Below are 17,027 nucleotides of genomic sequence, written 5' to 3' on the forward strand. Positions count from 1 at the left end.
TAAGGTTTTAACTCTTTGAAAGATTTGTCATCTCGAAGTCCCGTAGCGGCGGGACGAGAGATCTCTCACTATGTTCGAGATGACAGCTGCTACTAACGATCAGTTCTATTCTTTTTCTTTTACAGGAATAATCTTGAGATGTAATTCATTAAGTTGCGCTTCGTCAACCGTGCTTGGCGCTTCCATTACGGAAGTCCTGCCATTTCCGGTTGTTGGAAACGGAATTACTTCGCGAATACTCTGCTCTCCTAATAATACCAGAAGCCAGCGGTCAAAGCCAGCAATGCCTCCATGAGGAGGAACGCCGAAAGAAAAAGCTTCAAGAAGATGTCCGAAACGATCTTCAATTTCTTCTTTGCTATGCCCTAGCGCTTGAAAAACCTTTGTAAGAACATTGGGGTCTGTGGTCCTGATACTGCCTCCGAAGACTTCAGCGCCATTTAGCACCAAGTCGTATTGCTTTGCGCGAATTTGGCCGTACGCGGAAGGATCGTCTAATTTTATTATGTCATCATCTACAATTGCTGTAAACGGATGGTGAGCTGCTCCCCAACTTCCATCGTCTTTTTTTTCAAACATTGGAAAATCTACAACCCATGTATAGGCCATTACATTTTTATCTTCTTTATTCTTGCGCACATCAGGGTTATCGCGGCCATAATCTTTCATAGCATCGGCGTATGACATACGCGGGAATGGCTTTTCCTGTATTGTTTTGCCCAGCACGTTCTCCGTGACATATACCACGAGCTCCTCAAGCAGAGAAATAATATCTTCTTGCTCTACAAATGACATTTCTATGTCTAACTGATCAAACTCAAAGAGGCGGTCGTTGCGCAAATCTTCATCGCGGAAACAACGCGCGAATTGAAAATACCGATCCATGCCGCCAACCATCAATAATTGCTTGTATTGCTGTGGTGATTGCGGGAGTGCGTAAAATTTTCCCGGATAATGACGAGATGGTACAAGGAAGTCGCGCGCGCCTTCCGGTGTGCTTTTGGTAAGGATTGGCGTGTCGATTTCGGTAAATCCTTTTTCCGTCAGCATATTGCGCAAGGTCTGCTTCACTTTGTGGCGCGCTTGCAATATCTCTCGCACGCGAGCGCGGCGAATATCAAGGTAACGATACTTCCAGCGAAGTTCTTCGCTGATATCGTATCCATCACCATCAATAGAAAACGGCAGTGTTTTTGCCACGCTTAAAACTTCAATCGTTTGCGCCAGCATTTCAAAATCACCCGTTATCATATTTGGGTTTTTCATGTTTTCAGGGCGGCGCTGGACTGTGCCTGTAATTTTCAAAACCCATTCTGAACGCGCGTCTTTTGCCTTTTCGTAGAATTCACCCGCAGAAGGCAATATCACGACCTGCAAAAGCCCGGATACATCGCGCATGTCCAGGAAAATAATCTTGCCATGGTCGCGGCGAACATGCACCCATCCGGCGATGGTTACCGATTCGTTTTCGTGTTGAACTATGTCTTTTATAAGAATTCTGTTCATAGTTATAGTTATATTATTCGTTTCTATAAAACGGCAGTGACACTATAAAGGTTGACCCTTTCCCTTCCCCCTCTGACTCAACCCACGCCGTACCGCCGTGATCTTCTACAATACGCTTGACTATAAATAAGCCAAGTCCGGTGCCATTAACGTCAATTTTTTTACCTCCCTCCCCACGGGAAAAACGCTGGAACAACTTTTCTTTATCCGCTTCGGTAATGCCAATGCCCGTATCTTTCACGGAGATGCGCATGCGCAATGGGTTATTGTATAATTGAGTAACGCTTACCTCCACAGACCCTCGCGGCGTATATTTTATCGCATTGTCGATAAGGTTCAATATCACCTGGCGCAATTTGCTATCATCTGCTTTGACGCAAAACCGCACGGCATTTTCTGGATGGTGCCAAATAAGCTTTAGGCCTTTTGATTCAGCAGAGATTTTTTGCTCGTCTACAATACTGTCTATCATATCGGGAATGCAGATTTTTTGGAAGACATAATGAAATTCGCCTCGTTCAATGCGAGACACGTCTAGCAAATCTTTCACAAGTCCTATGAGCACCTCGTTGCTTGAATAAACCTTTTTTAACGCGTCATTTGCGTTGATGTCTATTTTTCCGTAGTCGCCATCAATAACCATAGAAAGATAGCCCTTGATGGCCGTGAGAGGCGTGCGTAGCTGATGCGAGGCGATGGAGATAAACTCTGATTTGAGGTCGGAAATTTTTTGCAGTTCTCTGATTTCACGAAGCGTGCCGCGAATAAGAGAGATGCCAAATATAGTTACAAATATAAATAGAATACTATTGACTGAGAATTCTCGCGGTGTCGGCGATGTTAGTACATTTATGAGGAAAATAAGAATAACTAGAAAAGTAAATGTTTCTGTGGCAATAACGCGAATATTGAATAGCTGATGTCTAAATATGGCATATGCCGTGAGTATTAGAAACGGCAACGTAAAAATAGGCCCGAATTTTATGAAGAATGTAATGTGTAGCAATGCCGTCGCGACAAATTGAGTTAGTATAAGTAGCGCAAACATTAAGAAATAGCCAGTAGCAACGTAAACCATCTGCGCCCGCCTAAGTCCAGTAGCTATTTTTAATTTAAGTATCAACTGCCTACCTCCCAATATAAAGAGTAGGAGGATCGTGATGCCAAATAGTGGAATAAGTGACCCGGGTATTGGCGCTCCATTGGCATCAATGTACTTAAAAACAAATGGCGTTTGAGTGGCTATGATCGTGACGATCGAAAGTATCCATATTCCTGCATGGGCGAACTTCGGCATTTTCAATTCCTCGTCCGGGAAGACTTGAACCAAAAAGAAAAACATCAGCTGCAGGAAAACCGCAACCATCAAAACTATCCTTGCCCATATCAGCATGTATGGCGATGGCTGCAATGAAAAATAATTTGCAATAGTCCACAGAACAAGGGCTATTGTGGATAAGACAAAGAATCGTCTGCTGGGGCCCGAATCGCCCTTAAAATAAATAAGCGCGCCAAGAAATATACTTGCCGCGACAGCAATAAAAGCCGAGATAAATGTGACATCACCAAAAAGTGATGGCATAAGAAAAAAGTTACTTTATTGTCTGATTGCTATTATCAAGATAAACGATATACCTGCCTGATTTTAAATCTTGTTTTGTAGTAATTTTTCGAACTGCATAAGCTACTGCCGATCCCGCGATTGTCGCGGTGGTTCCAAGCTGAGGCACTGCCGCAATCGTTTTGCCGATTTCAGAAAGAGACTCCCGCATTCTTTGCGTGAGGTTAGCGGGATCAACTATTCTTGTCGCAACCTTTACCCATTCAGAATACGCCAGTCCAGCTATCTTGTCGGGATCAACTCCTTCAACCAGACCGTGTAGAATAGGTCTTTCTGGTTCTTCATCAAATCTCTCAACATCAAGTATAACATTATCTCCGTTATCTGTAGCCATAACCACCGGAATGCGATGTTCGCGGCACACTATGCGTGAAAGAAGCTTTAATTCCAAGCTATCCATTTCATCAATGAAAACGTCTAATTTTGGCTCAAGAATAAATTTTTCAAGCGTTTGGCGATTTACACCATCAGTCCATAAATCCAATTCTGAAAAAGGGTCTAGCTCCCAAACCTGTTGTGCCGCAAAGTCAGTTTTATTCATTCCTATGGCAAATACTGGCGCGCGAAGGCGGTTGAGATTAGTAATCTCAATGACATCATAGTCGGCTATTTTTAAATTTTTCGGACCACCGCTGAAAACCAGCGCGTTTATTACATTAGAACCAACGGAAAGACCTATAATTCCTACTCTCGCCGCTCTATATGTTTCCTGTTCTTCCTTGGTAATAATATTTTTGTTGCGCGCAGTGCGCAACTCAAGATAAATCTCCTCGCTAGGCACGCGCGCCACGATATTTCGCCAAGGATAATATACATACACTGCGGGCAAACCTTCGTTATTTTTGATAAAAATATCGCACTTTTCCGCCCTCTCTGTTGGCGGAGCGGATTTTAGCGCGGGGTTGCGGATAACGCAGAGTTCTTTCAGCGCTGTGGGGATTGTGTCAACAAAAATCGCGCCGGCGGGTAACAATTGTTTATCTTTTTCTATACGAATTGATTGCATAGATATGCATATTACGTCTTTTTAGTCCACCTTTGTTTAATAGATTTTACATTGAAGTATTTTTCATCTCCCTTGGCTGCAAAACGAATTGACGGAATAGCTCTTTCTCCAATAGCATCATAGAGCCGATTGTATTCAAGGTTTCTTTTGCGAAGCGCCGCGACGATGTAATCGCTTACGATTTTTCGGGCGAGCGCGCTTTCCTTTACGCCTTCGCGCAATTCAACAGTAATTTCCCAGTATTGGTCCTGGTTGCTTTTACTTTTTTGCTGCATCACAAATTTACCCGTCGCAAATGGCACAACTTCTTCGTTCTCCAATCCCTCCTTGATGTTTTCTGGATAAATCTTTAGCCCGTAAAAAGAGATGGTAAAATCGCTTTTTCCAAATACTGCTAAAAATGGAAACGTCCATTTAGGTTGTTTTTGTACCGACTGATCGCTAGCAAGGCTTGAAATTTTCATCACTTCGTCAAAAGGAATAATTTTTCCGGCATCGTGGACGTTATACCTTACAAGCGGCACTCCACCCCTTGCCGTAAAAAGAAGCTCCCCTTCCTGTTCTTCGAAGAATTTAAAGATGGGATGATATTGCACAAATGTCGGGGTAAACGTTTCATCTCCCCACAATTCCGATGCTGTGTCTTTATCCTCTGATGCCGCGCGGCGTATGGCAACCGAAAGAGGTGTTTCGTGTCCCAGAATCCCCGAATCGGCAGAGCCATATATATTAATTGATGTAGATTCGGCGCTAGTCGCGTTGGTTTTACTTAGTATGTAGTCGCGAAATGCTTCGCTGAAATTTTCTGTAGCAAAAAGAAATTTTATCTTTTGATTTTCCCACGATATCCCCCTTTTCTCTCCGGCGTCAATAATATCTTTAACAAACGGCGGGTACCCGGCGAGAACAATCTGGTTATATTTTGGGCCCAGTTCCTTTATAGCACGCAGTACGTCATTAAGCTCAACTCCCGGAGCAATAATACTGATAGGCAACCCCATTTGCGATGTATGTAAAATAGAATCAAGTGTAATAATTCCGGCAATATAAATACCCATTGAGAAACTTATTACTACAAGCGTGGGCGTGCTGCCGGCATCAAAAAATTCTTTTAATATAAGAGCGTGGATAAGAGACGTTTCTATTTCAAGATTGTCACCCCTAGGCCAAAAATATGGCGTACCTGAAGAGCCAGAGCTGACAGAAAAGATAGTATTTTCTTCAACCTTGCCATCCCACGACAGCTCTTCGGACGAATATGCCTTGATATAGTTTTCTTTATCAGTAAAAGGTACATTCTTAAAATCATCTATAGTTTTAATTTCGGTGTGCTTGATATTGTTCTTTCTTAGAAAATCTTTATACGCGGGCACGCTTTCTGCCGCTTCGTGAAATAGAGAAAGAGCCATCTCTTGTCCGTGAGTTTCCCAAAAATCGGCGCTTTTTGAGCAAAGCAAGGAATTTGCTTCGTCAAGATTTATTTTATACAAATTGAGGATTCCGTCATATTTAAATCCACGCCTGTCAAAAAGGCGTAAGAAAAGTTTATAAAAAGGATTTAACGTGTCGTGTTTCATATTTTTATACGTGACGCAAACTTCAATAATATCTCATGAATATCTCATGTTAGCACTTCTTCAACTCCTCTTCGCGGGCTATGTGGCGCAACTTTTGTAGGATATCCTAGTCCAAAAAACATTTGCGGAGAGAGGGTCTGGTTAGTTTTTTCAAAAATAAAAGTCGAGAGTTTTTTTCTGGACTCGCCACTTTCAATTGCAGCAACCATAATGGACGCGGCCATGCCTTTGCTTTGTAATGTCAGAAGTACGCTTTCAAGAAGCTCTCCGGTATGCAGCCACGCCGCCGCATTATCATCTTTGGTGCTTATTATACCAACAGCTCCGAAATTTAGCACGCGCTTAATCGCTTTTTTCTCCTCTACTGGCGATACATCTATTAAGCGTAACGCCCAAGGTGCCGCAAGTGATTTAAGCATAGACATTTCGTGTCCAGATCCCGGCATGCCATCTCGGCTCATCGTCCAATTATTGCGAATCCATGTCGCAAGTTCTTTGCGGAAATCAAGCTGCGACATTTTTTCTTTCATGCCTTCCCCCGCTATCGAAGCCAATAGTTTTTTATCGGTGAAATTATTGGTAATAGTTAGATTGATGCCGCTTTCGCTAACTAGATTCTGAAGATCATCAATAATTTCCGCTGGCACTTCTTTGTTCTGATACTCTGCTCTGTATGAAACGCGCTGCGTAATTGCTGAAAATAAGGCATCATCATGGCTAACAAGGCCTTTATCGTCGCATGTTAGCGTTACGGCGTGCTCGGCGTTAGCGTTTGAAAGCTGTTCGTTATAATGAACAGCGCATTCAAAACCGTAATGTTTTGCCGCAATAATCATATTTTCTGCGGCGCAACCAAGGGCGATATAAGTCATGCGGCCTGTCGGATCGCCAAATTGCGGGCGGCGTGAAAAATCAGCAATTATTTCAATGCTGTTATTATCTACATGAAATTTCCATGGTTGTGTGTTGTGGCTGGATGGCGCGAGGATGCCAAAACAAACTAAAAATTTTAGTTTGTCGGTTTTGGTGGGCTGGTCATAGAAACCCCTTGGGTCTATACTCCACGCTTCGTAGTTTGATGGTTTACGGCACATATAATGATCAAGTGACTAAAGTTGTAACACTGTTTGATGAATAGCCTCCTGTACTTTTTTCATATCTTGTTCTGAAGGCACTGCCATGCGCACCGCGTTTGCTAGATACGGTAGATTGGCTGGATGGTGTGATAGGTCATTTATCAATATTCCGTGATCGCGCATAGCTTCTAAGAAATTGGCTGAATTTTCGGTTTTGAAAAGGAAAAAGTTGGCCTTCGAAGGATAGACGCTAATCCCTTCTTTGCGCAGAAATTTTTCCATCGCCGCCTTCCTTTCGGCAAACTTTTTCCATTGTTCTTCAAAATAATGGAGGTTTTTAAGCGCAGTTGTTGCCGCGTAAGTGCTGAAATGGCTTAATTCCCAAGGGCCGCGCAGTTTTATTATTTCCCCAACAATAGATTCGTCAGCCAACATATATCCGATTCTTAGTCCCGCCATGCCAAAAAATTTGGAAAAAGTGCGTAAAACTATAAGATTTTTGTGTTTCAAGATGTCTTGTACGTGGCTATGAGGGTAAAATCCAAAATATGCCTCGTCAAGGATGACAGGTATGCCTTGGTCGTCGCATGTAGCAATAAGCTCATTTAGCTGGCTCTCGTCCATTGCCGCTCCAAGAGGATTGTTAGGGTTGCACAGCAAAAGCGCTTTTGCACCTGGAAGGGCTTGTTTTGTTTCTTCAAAAGGAAATTCAAAGGATGTTTCGTTGTCGCGGTAAGGAATTTCTACAAGCTGGATTGGAGAAAATTGCGCTCGGTAGTTATAAAAAGCAAAGTTTGGCGATGGCATGATAACCTTGTCACCCTCGCGAAATAAAAGTTTAAAAAGTAGGTCAATTGCCCTGTCGGACCCGCCGGTAAGAAATATATTTTTAGTAGAAACGCCCGTGTAATTGGCTAGCAAGTCTAGTAGTTCCTCGTATTCCGGGTAACATCCGACAGTAAAAACGCTGAAATCCTTCAGCTTTGCCAAAAAATCGTCGTTTATAAGCCCGTAGCTCTCATTCAAATCTAGTCGGATAAATTGCTCTCTTTTAGAGGGCATTTTGTAGCGCTTTTGTGGCAACGAGTATTTCTCTGTAGAGAAAGTCATATAGCTTATATTATAATATCACAAAATACCTTTTAAGTAAATAGATAGGGTTTGCGGCTCTATAACCCTCGTTTTATACGGCGCAAGCTTTCCAGTGCCCAGTTTGGCCAATAACGCCAGGAAATCGGTAAATCTTGCGCGTGGAGATAATCTGTTTGGTAGCCTCCGAATCCTTTTTTGAACAACGTTAAGCCAGCCCATGGGTGCTTAGGATTTTCGCTGGTTGTGATGCCCCAAAAGTTATATAGCTTCTTGTTTCTTCTCTTTGCTTCTTTAATTGCCGCCCACTGCACTGCGTAGGCAGTCGGGATATTTGAATACCTAAGCGATGACGCGCCGTGGTGGTAGAAAGCGCTGTTTCCGTAAAAAATAATCACCGCGCTTGCTTGAGGTTCACCCTGAGCATTGCCGAAGGGCTCGCCCTTATACCAAGCGGAGATCACCTCCGCTTGTCCTTCCGTAGTCCTTCCGTAGCATTGTAGCGTAGGAGGGCGAAGGAGGACACTTTCATTTTTCGAGAACGCATCAACCTCGCATTGAATATATTCTCGTGAAAATGGAATAAAGTCGTGCTTAGCAACTGTTTCTTTGTGTAATTTATAAAAATGGTCAATATCTTCCTTGCTGGCGCCGATTGTAATCTCTACGCCTTCTCTTTCCGCGCGGCGGATGAGGTTTCGCGTGGTTTTGCGCATGCCCTTTAGCAATTCTTCCTCGCTAGGCGATAAATCAAGTGTCCAAGTAGTTTCCGCGTGCATGTGAATTGGCGCGGGGCGAAAACCCAAATCAGCAAAAAGCTGGCGATTTTCTTCAGTAGCTATCATTGGCGGGCTGACGCGAATAAAATACGCTTTTTCTTGTTGTGCAATCTTTTTTAACTCCGATGTAAGGGTTTTTAAGATTTCAAATTTTGAATTTTCATTTTGAGATTTGAGATTTGAGATTTGAGATTGAAATATCGGCCCGTGTGGTATAAAAAGAAACCTTCCGCGTCTCGCCTCTACCAAAATTACAAGTATCACTGATACGAGTTCTCCATTTTCCTCAACACCAAAACGCCACATCTTATCCCCCATTCGCACGTTAAACTCGCCCCACTGCCATGAATGCAGGAAAGTATGGTCGGGCTGGGAAGTGACGAAACTATCCCATTTTTCCTTGTCTGTTATTTGGATGATTTGTGGAGACATAATGTTATCTCAAAACGCAAATCTCAAATGTCAAAACTGAAACTTAAATCTCAAAACTACTACGGAGATACTTTTAATTTTTCCGCCAGAGGCGGATCAGCCTCAGGCTGAAGATTTAAGATTTTGATTTGAGTTTTACGATTTGAAATTTGAGATAAAAATAGTTTACTACTGCTATAAGATATTTTTTAAAAAATTAATCACATTTCTTGCATCCTGTTTTGATATATTTACGTGCGTCGGCAAGTTAAAAACTTCGCGCGCGGCTTTCTCGGCATTGGGGCATGAGCCTTCCGCATAATTCATTATGTCGAAATCTGTACCTCGCGGCGCAATGACACTATCATACCAATCCCCTAGCAAAATGCGCGCATTCTTTGCTTTTTGCAAGATACTGTCTCTGTTTTGATTGCGCATTGGATAGCGCAAGAATACATATTTGGCTCCGCGAGACATATTAAGCCATGAATTTTTTGCCGGTGTTGGGTCAAGCGCTTTTTTATACATATCCGCAACCGCGTTCCTATGAGCACTGAACAATTCGATTTTTTCAAGCTGGTGGAGAGCGAGTATAGCCAAAGCGCCAGGTAGTCGCGCGGGAAAATATTCTGGCTTCCTGCCGTATCTTTCACCTTGCGTTACGGCTTTTGAAAGCAAATGCAAGCGTTGCGCCGCTCTTAGCGCGTACCTGCCAACAGTCCAGTATGTTGCGATAATAGGAGCCATGAATAAAGGATGCAGTAATTGCTGGCTAGTCCACAAATACGATGGACAAGGAAGCGTTGTCCATTCCTGTAGCGCGCGCCGCGACACTATTTTTTTATTTACTATTAGCGCTCCTCCATAAACCGAAGAAATAACTTTGTCTCTGCCGAAGCTAAAGAACGTGGCGTCACCAATGGTGCCAACCCTTTTTCCACCCCACTCCGCGCCAAGCGCGTGAGCGCAGTCTTCTATTACAAACAACTTATGATTTTTTGCTACCCGCAAGAGCGCGTCCATGTTAGCCGGTATGCCAAATGTATGCTGAACTACCACAGCTTTACAGCGTGGTGTAATTTTGTGTTCTAAATCCATTGGATCCATGTTGTAGCCATCCTTTTCTATATCTACAAATACTGGCTTTGCGCCCCACCATAATACTGGATTTGGCACTGCGTTGCAGGTAAATGCTTGTACAAGTATTTCGTCCCCAGGCTGAATACGCAACGCTTTAAGCAGTGTCAAAAAAGCCGAACGACCGCTGTTAAATAGCAAGACTTCCGCAGTGGTGCCGAGGTATTGCGCAAGGGCTTTTTGTAATTTTTTATTAGCCCCCTCGTTTCTCCAATTCCACGGACGTATCAAAACAGACCAAGCGAGGCGCCTGTCATCATTTTGAGTATTGGGAGAAAGTGAAGTATAGATCATCTATTTTTCTTTAGTGTATTTTAAGAGTTGGTTCTATGAAAGATCTGATGTTTTTGAATACAGAATACAGAATTGAGAATACAGGTCCTGTATTCCGTATTCTTGATTCTGTATTCTGTTTAGTTAGTCATCTATAATCAAATTTCTCACAATCGTTTCCGGTACGCGATTCTCTAACAATATAACGTCTCCTTCGTCGCATAATTCTTGGGCTTTGCGCATTGCTATATATGGATCTGGTATGCACCACAAGGCATTTTTACTCATGCCGGCTTTAATAGCTTCGTCTTTTATGTATTCGTAGAAATCTGGCGCCGTAACAATGCACTGATCGCAGGTCTCCGCGATTTTTGCTCCTATCGCGCGATGCGCGTCTTCCGCAGCACGACCAAGTTCAATCAAGGGATATATTATGCATATTTTTTTGCGGCCCTCTGATTCTTTTAGAATATCGAGCGCCGCAAACACTCCATCTGTGTTAGCTGAATAACTATCATCAATTATTGTAGTATGCTTGATACCTCGACGGAAATGAATTGCGTGCGGAGGCGTTTCAAGTGTTTTGCAGGCCTCGGCAATCTCTTTGTAGCTCATGCCAAGTCCGTGCGCTGCGCAAATAGCGCCGACAACATTCGTACCGTTATGCGCGCCGCTTAATGGCACCTCAATGGCGATTTTCTTTTTCTTGTCCCGTATTTCCACTGTCATCCTATCTTTGCCTTGGTGAATTTTCTGCGCAAAAATTGCAGCAGATGCGAGGCCTTCAGGTAAATTGGTCGCGTACAGACGTTTTGGTTTTTTGCAATTATCGTAGAGAGCGCGCGTGTACTGGTTGTCGCCGTTAAATATCGCGAGCCCTTTTTCTGGCAGTGATTCAATTAGTTCGTATTTTGCGCGCTGAATATTACGAAACGAACCAAAGAGCGACAAGTGCTGTTGGTTGATGCCGGTTAAAATACCGATTTGCGGCTTCACCATCGCGCAAATGTCGCGTATTTCTCCTCGCTTGTAAGCTCCCATCTCAACGATGAATATTTCATGCTCTTGCCTAAGATTTTTTATAATATGGCTTGCGATGCCAATCTCTGTATTGGTATTTTCCGGCGTTTTTAATACATTAAAATTATTTTCCAAAATATGCGAAAGAAATTCTTTCATGCTGGTCTTGCCGAAGCTTCCCGTAATGCCAATGACGAGCAAGTCTGGAGTAGATGCTAACTTTGTCTTGGCCCGAGCAACTATTTTTCGCTTCATGTAAAGCGATAATGGCCGAGCAGTACCCACAAAAGCTGTTGCAATAGCTGGAACCATTAAATCTGTAAAAAACAGAAGCGATAACGCGCTTGGAAGCGGCGACAACAGCCCAGCGATAACCATTACGAGCGCCGAGCTAAAAGTTAGACCAAGCAGAGACACGGCCTTTTTGGTAAATGTAGGCATACGAAGGCGATGGTCTTGATATGCTTCATACATGCGGTATGCCTGAAAACCATATAAGCCAATCCCGGCTAAAAGCATTACATAAGAGAAGAAAGATGCTAGCAATCCAAGCGCGGAAAACAAGAACAGCACTCCCACTGCCAGGGTTTTATAACTTAACAAAAGTTTTTTCGCGCTTGGTAGCTCGAAGTGAGCGCGCATGCGATCAAGCCGATATTCTTTTAATTGCCAAAGATATATCCAAAACAGCGCGTCTTTTACCACGCTTGTGATCCAAAGTATTCCGAAAATAAATAATAGGATTATTTCTACCATATTAAATATAAATACTAATCAAAACAATCTCAAATCGCAAAACTCAAATCGCAAATCTGCAACTCAAATCTTAAATCTACTGCGAAGATTTTAGATTTGAGATTCAGTTTTGAGATTTGCCATTTGAGATTTGAGATTATTATTTTTATGTTGTGCTATAAACTCCGCCATTGTTTGAGCCATTTCATGTGGCACCTCCAGGTTTATCGCGTGCCCTCTCTCGGGAAATACGTGCAGGCGTGAATCTGCAACTTCTTTTTGAATGATATACGCGTCGGCAAGCGGTGTTGCTCTATCGTTTTCTCCCCATAAAATTAGCGTAGGTAAGGTAATATGCCTCACGTATTTGCGCAAATTTTCGTTAATAACTTTTTTAAATGTTTCGCGCATGACGCCGTCTGTCTTGTAGTAATCTCGTTCCAGGGTAAATTTGTACCAGAGATTACGAACTATGGGTTTTAGGAAATGAAGCGGCGGCACGGCAAAAATAACATTGCCGATTTTTGTTGTTATCAGAAACATGCGCGTACGTACCGTGTGTCGACGCACTACTCCTGCCGCATCGCATAAAATGAGGGTGGAAACATTTTCTCCGTGCTTTGCGCCATAGATTATGGCAATTCTTCCGCCAAACGAATGTCCTACAAGAGTGAAATCTTGCAGGCCAAGCGACTGGATGAACTCGTATACAAACTCCGTGTATTGATAAATATCCCAAGGTTCTGACGGTGGAGGCGTTTCGCCAAATCCAGGCATATCAGGAACTATCGCTCTGAAGCCGCGTTCTGCTAAATCATTTTGCACGGCGCGCCAGTTGTTAGCGCGAGATCCCCATCCGTGAAGAATAACAATTACGGCTCCCGTGCCCAGGTCGCGGTAGAAGACGGGAATACCTTGAATGGTGATGTTTTTATCCATTACTTTCAGTTTATCATATTTATGCCTCTAAAATATCCCTACGTATTACTGAAACTAAGTTAATTACAAAGTGCAGATTATGAATCGTCGCCAGCCGATGGCCTAGAATCTCGCCCACTTTTAATAAATGCGCCACGTACGCGCGAGAATAATTTGTGCAGGTATAACAGGCGCAACCAGGCTTGCCCTGAGCGTAGTCGAAGGGCTCAAGCGGCTTTTTATCAGTCGCGAATTTAGCATTGCGCAAGTTGATATTTCCTTTCTTTGTATAAATTGATCCATTGCGGGCAAGGCGCGTTGGCGCGACGCAATCAAACAAATCTACTCCCCGCTTAATCGCTGGCATGAAATCAACCGGGTCGCCGATGCCCAAAAGATGCCGCGGTTTATTATCTGGCAAATGCGGAATTGTCCAATCAAGAATATTCCACATATCTTTCTTTGATTTGCCGAGCGAGCCGCCAATTCCAAATCCTTCAAATGGCAAGTCACCAATGAATTTTACGCTTTCTTCGCGCAAATCTTTGTATTCTCCGCCTTGCACAATGCCAAAAAGCGCTTGTGGCATTTTTGTTGCCGGACTTACTTTATTTTTTGCTTTAAGCGAGCGTATTGCCCATCTGTGCGTGCGTTCCATCGCGGTTTTGGTATATTCATAACTTGAAAGCGGCGAAGTGCATTCATCAAACGCAAACATAATATCCGCGCCGAGGTTTTGCTGGATGCGCAGGGAAATCTCCGGTGTCAGGCGGTGGCGCGAGCCATCAATATGAGAGACGAAATTAACGCCGTCTTCATCGATTGTCGTAAAAGATTTGTTGTCGGGGCTCGAGTTTTGTCGTTTCGTGGTGGTTGGACGAGGGTCTGGGCCACGAGACGACAAAACTCGAGCCCCTTCATCCGGAAAGATATTAGCGATTTTTCCCACGCCGTGCTCAATGCCAAGGCCCAAGCTAAATGCCTGGAATCCTCCGCTGTCGGTTACCAATGGCCCTCGCCAATTCATAAACTTATGCAGGCCGCCCAAACGTCGCATGCGCTCATCTCCCGGGCGCAGATACAAATGATAGGTATTAGCCAGCACCACGTCAGCGCCAAGAGTTTTAAGCTCTTCCGGAGTGAGGGTTTTTACGGCGGCGAGTGTTCCGACCGGCACAAAAGCAGGCGTATGAATAACGCCATGCGGAGTCGTAAAAATTCCCGCTCGCGCGCGGGATTTAGGATCACGTTTTAGGATGCGAAAGTTGAACATAAATAGATTTTACGTTTCAGTGTCTAGTCGTATAATATAACATGTATTTTACTAAAACAAAAGCCCCATAATGTATACGGGGCAATAACGATTACTTAATTAGAATAATAAAAATGAAGTGCCGGACTTTTTCAGCCCGGGGACTGATCCGCCTTTGGCGGAAATTTTAGTGAAATCTACTCATAGTATATCATGAAACCCCCCCCCCCCCCCAACAAAAGGTGTGGATAAGTCCCGGAGGACAGACTGACCGTCCTGGAGTGCTCGCTCATTTACTTCTTCAGATTTAACCGCCACGCCAATAATACGGGCGGAAAGAATTATAAATTTTATAAAACCATAAACATGCGTATCAGCGCGGCGCATTCGCGCCGCGCTGATACGCATGTTATATGCTTCATGACAGATTATCAATCCGCGCACGCGCCGGGTTTTGTGACAGTTTCGCCGGAAGAAATCTTTAGACAATAGGGCTTACCGCTCGCTTCGTCGTATAAGGTGATGCCCGATGGCTTGTCGGAACTTCCCATAGTCGCATTGCCCATATTTGCATTTTCAAATGCCGCGCTATCGCCTTTCACATTTTCAAATGTCGTCACCCCCTCAAACACCCACATCCCTCCTGCCTTTATCGTGCCGGTAAGGGAGGCAAGAGCTTCTTTGAGGTGGGAGGTAAGTTGCGCGAGCACTTGTTGAGCCAGCGAAATCGCCTGTCCTGACAAAGGAAGGGAATCGGATTGAAGGGTCGAAGGGACTTGTCCTGAGCCTGTCGAAAAATCGGCATAGGACGTATTTACAAACACCAATACCTTGCCTGTTCCTTCTCCATTGTATGATTCCAGCGCCATTCCAATCACTCTGCCCGCCGCAGTGGCTTTCATTGCTACTCCTGGGATTGAGGAAGAGGTAAGATAGTCCCCTGCTTGTATGGGTCCGTTCTCCATGGTTACCTTGACAGGCACGCGTCCTGTTAAGGCAACGGGCTGATGGTTGCCTTGCTGAAGCTGGCCAATGACAATGGCGGGGTTGGTGGAGATAATGCCGATGATGTTTGTCTGGTAGGCAGAGGTTGATTTAACGACCGTAGGGTTTTGTTCTGTGCTGGTACTGGATATTGACACAATGTCTCCTGGTTCTCCTTCTCCTTCCACCAGATACTCTTCGGCAAGGTCTCCGAAGAACTGTACTCCATTACTTCTATTTGAATTCAGCAAGATTGAAGTAGTAGATATGGCAAGACCAACTCGAAAAGAGCTAGAAGTTGTACTTATGCTGCCATCGCCTTGCGCGTAATATATACCTCCCAAGGTAAGCCCGGAGTGAACGGCAGATACTCCGGAAACAATGACTGATTCGGTTTGGCCGTTTGTTTTGCTGGCGCTGGCAATGCCAACAACAAGCCATCTTGGGGTAAGAATGTTCTCTAAGCCATACGAGGAAATGGTAGTTGCGCCGTTTGTCAGTCCCACAATGGCAGTGCCGTAGTTGGAGTTGCCGTTGTCCATATAGCTTGCCACAAAGTGAGTGGAGTCAAGGGCAGAGACGGAGGTGTATTGAGAAGTGGCTGCGTTAAACACGTTTTCAGCTCCATACGAGGAAATGGTGGTAGCGCCGTCTGTCAGCCCCACAATGGCAGTGCCGTAATAAGAGTTGCCATCGTCACTGTAGCTTACCACAAAGTGCGTGGAGTCAAGGGCGGAGACAGAGATGTATTGAGAAGTGGCTGCGTTAAACACATTTTCAGCTCCATACGAGGAAATGGTGGTTGCGCCGTCTGTTAATCCCACAATGGCAGTGCCGTAATTGGAGTTGCCTTGGTCCCTGTAGCTTGCCACAAAGTGCGTGGCGTCAAGGGCGGAGACAGAGGTGTATTGAGAAATGGCTGCGTTAAACACATTTTCAGCTCCATACGAGGAAATGGTGGTAGCGCCGTTTGTCAGCCCCACAATGGCAGTGCCGTAAAAGGAGTTGCCTGTGTCCTGATAGCTTGCCACAAAGTGAGTGGAGTCAAGGGCGGAAACAGAGGTGTATTGAGAAGAGGCTGAATTAAACACGTTTTCAGCTCCATACGAGGAAATGGTAGTTGCGCCGTTTGTCAGTCCCACAATTGCAGTGCCGTAATTGGGTCCTGATAGCTTACCACAAAGTGCGTGGAGTCAAGGGCGGAGACGGAGATGTAGTTAGAAGTGGCTGCGTTAAACGTAACAGGGGTGCCGCAAGTTGAAGTGGTTGTGGAAACAGAACAGACAACCGCTTTGCCTACAGAATTAGTGGTATCGTTATACGCCACCACATAGTGGGTGGCGTCAAGCTTGGCAACGGAAGTATACGTTACTACGACAGGCGCGGTAAAACCTGTAGCAACCGTGCCGTCTGCATTGAGCGCGACAACGTCTCCTTGGGTGATTGTGCCTGAAGCAGTGAAGTTCTGGGTAAGCTGGGTTGACGAGCCTCCCGCAGCCGCCTGGAACGTAGGATCAACTCCAGCTCCGTTGGAGGTAAGAACCTGGCCGGCGGTGCCGGCGGTGGTGACTTGTATGGCGCCTGTGGTGTTGCCGATGAGCACGCCGGCGTCCGTGAATGTCGCAACACCCGTTCCTCCTTGA

The 17,027-nt window shown here is 44.5% G+C and carries 13 protein-coding genes; all 13 read right to left on the minus strand.

Annotation, left to right across the window (positions count from 1 at the left end):
- Nucleotides 1–105: 105 nt before the first annotated feature.
- Nucleotides 106–1,506 (minus strand): aspartate--tRNA ligase, encoded by a 1,401-nt coding sequence (gene aspS, locus HYV65_00265; GenBank protein ID MBI2462671.1) that lies wholly within the window; start codon nt 1,504–1,506, stop codon nt 106–108.
- A 13-nt stretch (nt 1,507–1,519) separates the two neighbouring features.
- Nucleotides 1,520–3,088 (minus strand): hypothetical protein, encoded by a 1,569-nt coding sequence (locus HYV65_00270; GenBank protein MBI2462672.1) that lies wholly within the window; start codon nt 3,086–3,088, stop codon nt 1,520–1,522.
- A gap of 10 nt (nt 3,089–3,098) precedes the next feature.
- Nucleotides 3,099–4,133 carry a ThiF family adenylyltransferase gene (locus tag HYV65_00275; protein ID MBI2462673.1) on the minus strand — a complete coding sequence of 345 codons (1,035 nt, stop codon included), beginning with the start codon at nt 4,131–4,133 and terminating at the stop codon, nt 3,099–3,101.
- Between the two features lie 11 nt (nt 4,134–4,144).
- On the minus strand, nt 4,145–5,710 hold the full coding sequence (locus tag HYV65_00280) for a phenylacetate--CoA ligase family protein (GenBank protein MBI2462674.1): 1,566 nt from the start codon (nt 5,708–5,710) through the stop codon (nt 4,145–4,147).
- Nucleotides 5,711–5,754: 44 nt separating this feature from the next.
- Complete coding sequence (locus HYV65_00285) at nt 5,755–6,804, minus strand: hypothetical protein (GenBank protein ID MBI2462675.1); 1,050 nt, start codon at nt 6,802–6,804, stop codon at nt 5,755–5,757.
- 15 nt (nt 6,805–6,819) lie between these two features.
- Nucleotides 6,820–7,896 carry a histidinol-phosphate aminotransferase family protein gene (locus tag HYV65_00290; GenBank protein MBI2462676.1) on the minus strand — a complete coding sequence of 359 codons (1,077 nt, stop codon included), beginning with the start codon at nt 7,894–7,896 and terminating at the stop codon, nt 6,820–6,822.
- Nucleotides 7,897–7,955: 59 nt separating this feature from the next.
- Nucleotides 7,956–9,086 carry a peptidoglycan bridge formation glycyltransferase FemA/FemB family protein gene (locus tag HYV65_00295; GenBank protein MBI2462677.1) on the minus strand — a complete coding sequence of 377 codons (1,131 nt, stop codon included), beginning with the start codon at nt 9,084–9,086 and terminating at the stop codon, nt 7,956–7,958.
- A gap of 174 nt (nt 9,087–9,260) precedes the next feature.
- The gene (locus HYV65_00300) at nt 9,261–10,496 is read right to left on the minus strand and encodes an aminotransferase class I/II-fold pyridoxal phosphate-dependent enzyme (protein ID MBI2462678.1); all 1,236 of its coding nucleotides are present in this window, start codon (nt 10,494–10,496) and stop codon (nt 9,261–9,263) included.
- A gap of 123 nt (nt 10,497–10,619) precedes the next feature.
- The gene (locus HYV65_00305) at nt 10,620–12,251 is read right to left on the minus strand and encodes a hypothetical protein (protein ID MBI2462679.1); all 1,632 of its coding nucleotides are present in this window, start codon (nt 12,249–12,251) and stop codon (nt 10,620–10,622) included.
- Nucleotides 12,252–12,341: 90 nt separating this feature from the next.
- Nucleotides 12,342–13,169: an alpha/beta hydrolase gene (locus HYV65_00310; GenBank protein ID MBI2462680.1), complete on the minus strand. Its 828-nt coding sequence runs from the start codon at nt 13,167–13,169 to the stop codon at nt 12,342–12,344.
- A gap of 19 nt (nt 13,170–13,188) precedes the next feature.
- Entirely contained in the window at nt 13,189–14,421 is a 1,233-nt protein-coding gene (gene tgt, locus HYV65_00315; GenBank protein MBI2462681.1) for a tRNA guanosine(34) transglycosylase Tgt, read from the minus strand.
- Nucleotides 14,422–14,831: 410 nt separating this feature from the next.
- Complete coding sequence (locus HYV65_00320) at nt 14,832–16,526, minus strand: hypothetical protein (protein MBI2462682.1); 1,695 nt, start codon at nt 16,524–16,526, stop codon at nt 14,832–14,834.
- Nucleotides 16,517–17,027, minus strand: a 511-nt coding sequence (locus HYV65_00325) for a hypothetical protein (protein ID MBI2462683.1), incomplete at its 5' end; no start/stop codon positions are given. The genes HYV65_00325 and HYV65_00320, both read right to left, overlap by 10 nt.

The sequence above is a fragment of the Candidatus Spechtbacteria bacterium genome (assembly GCA_016188605.1).
In the GTDB taxonomy this organism is placed as follows: domain Bacteria; phylum Patescibacteriota; class Minisyncoccia; order Spechtbacterales; family JACPHP01; genus JACPHP01.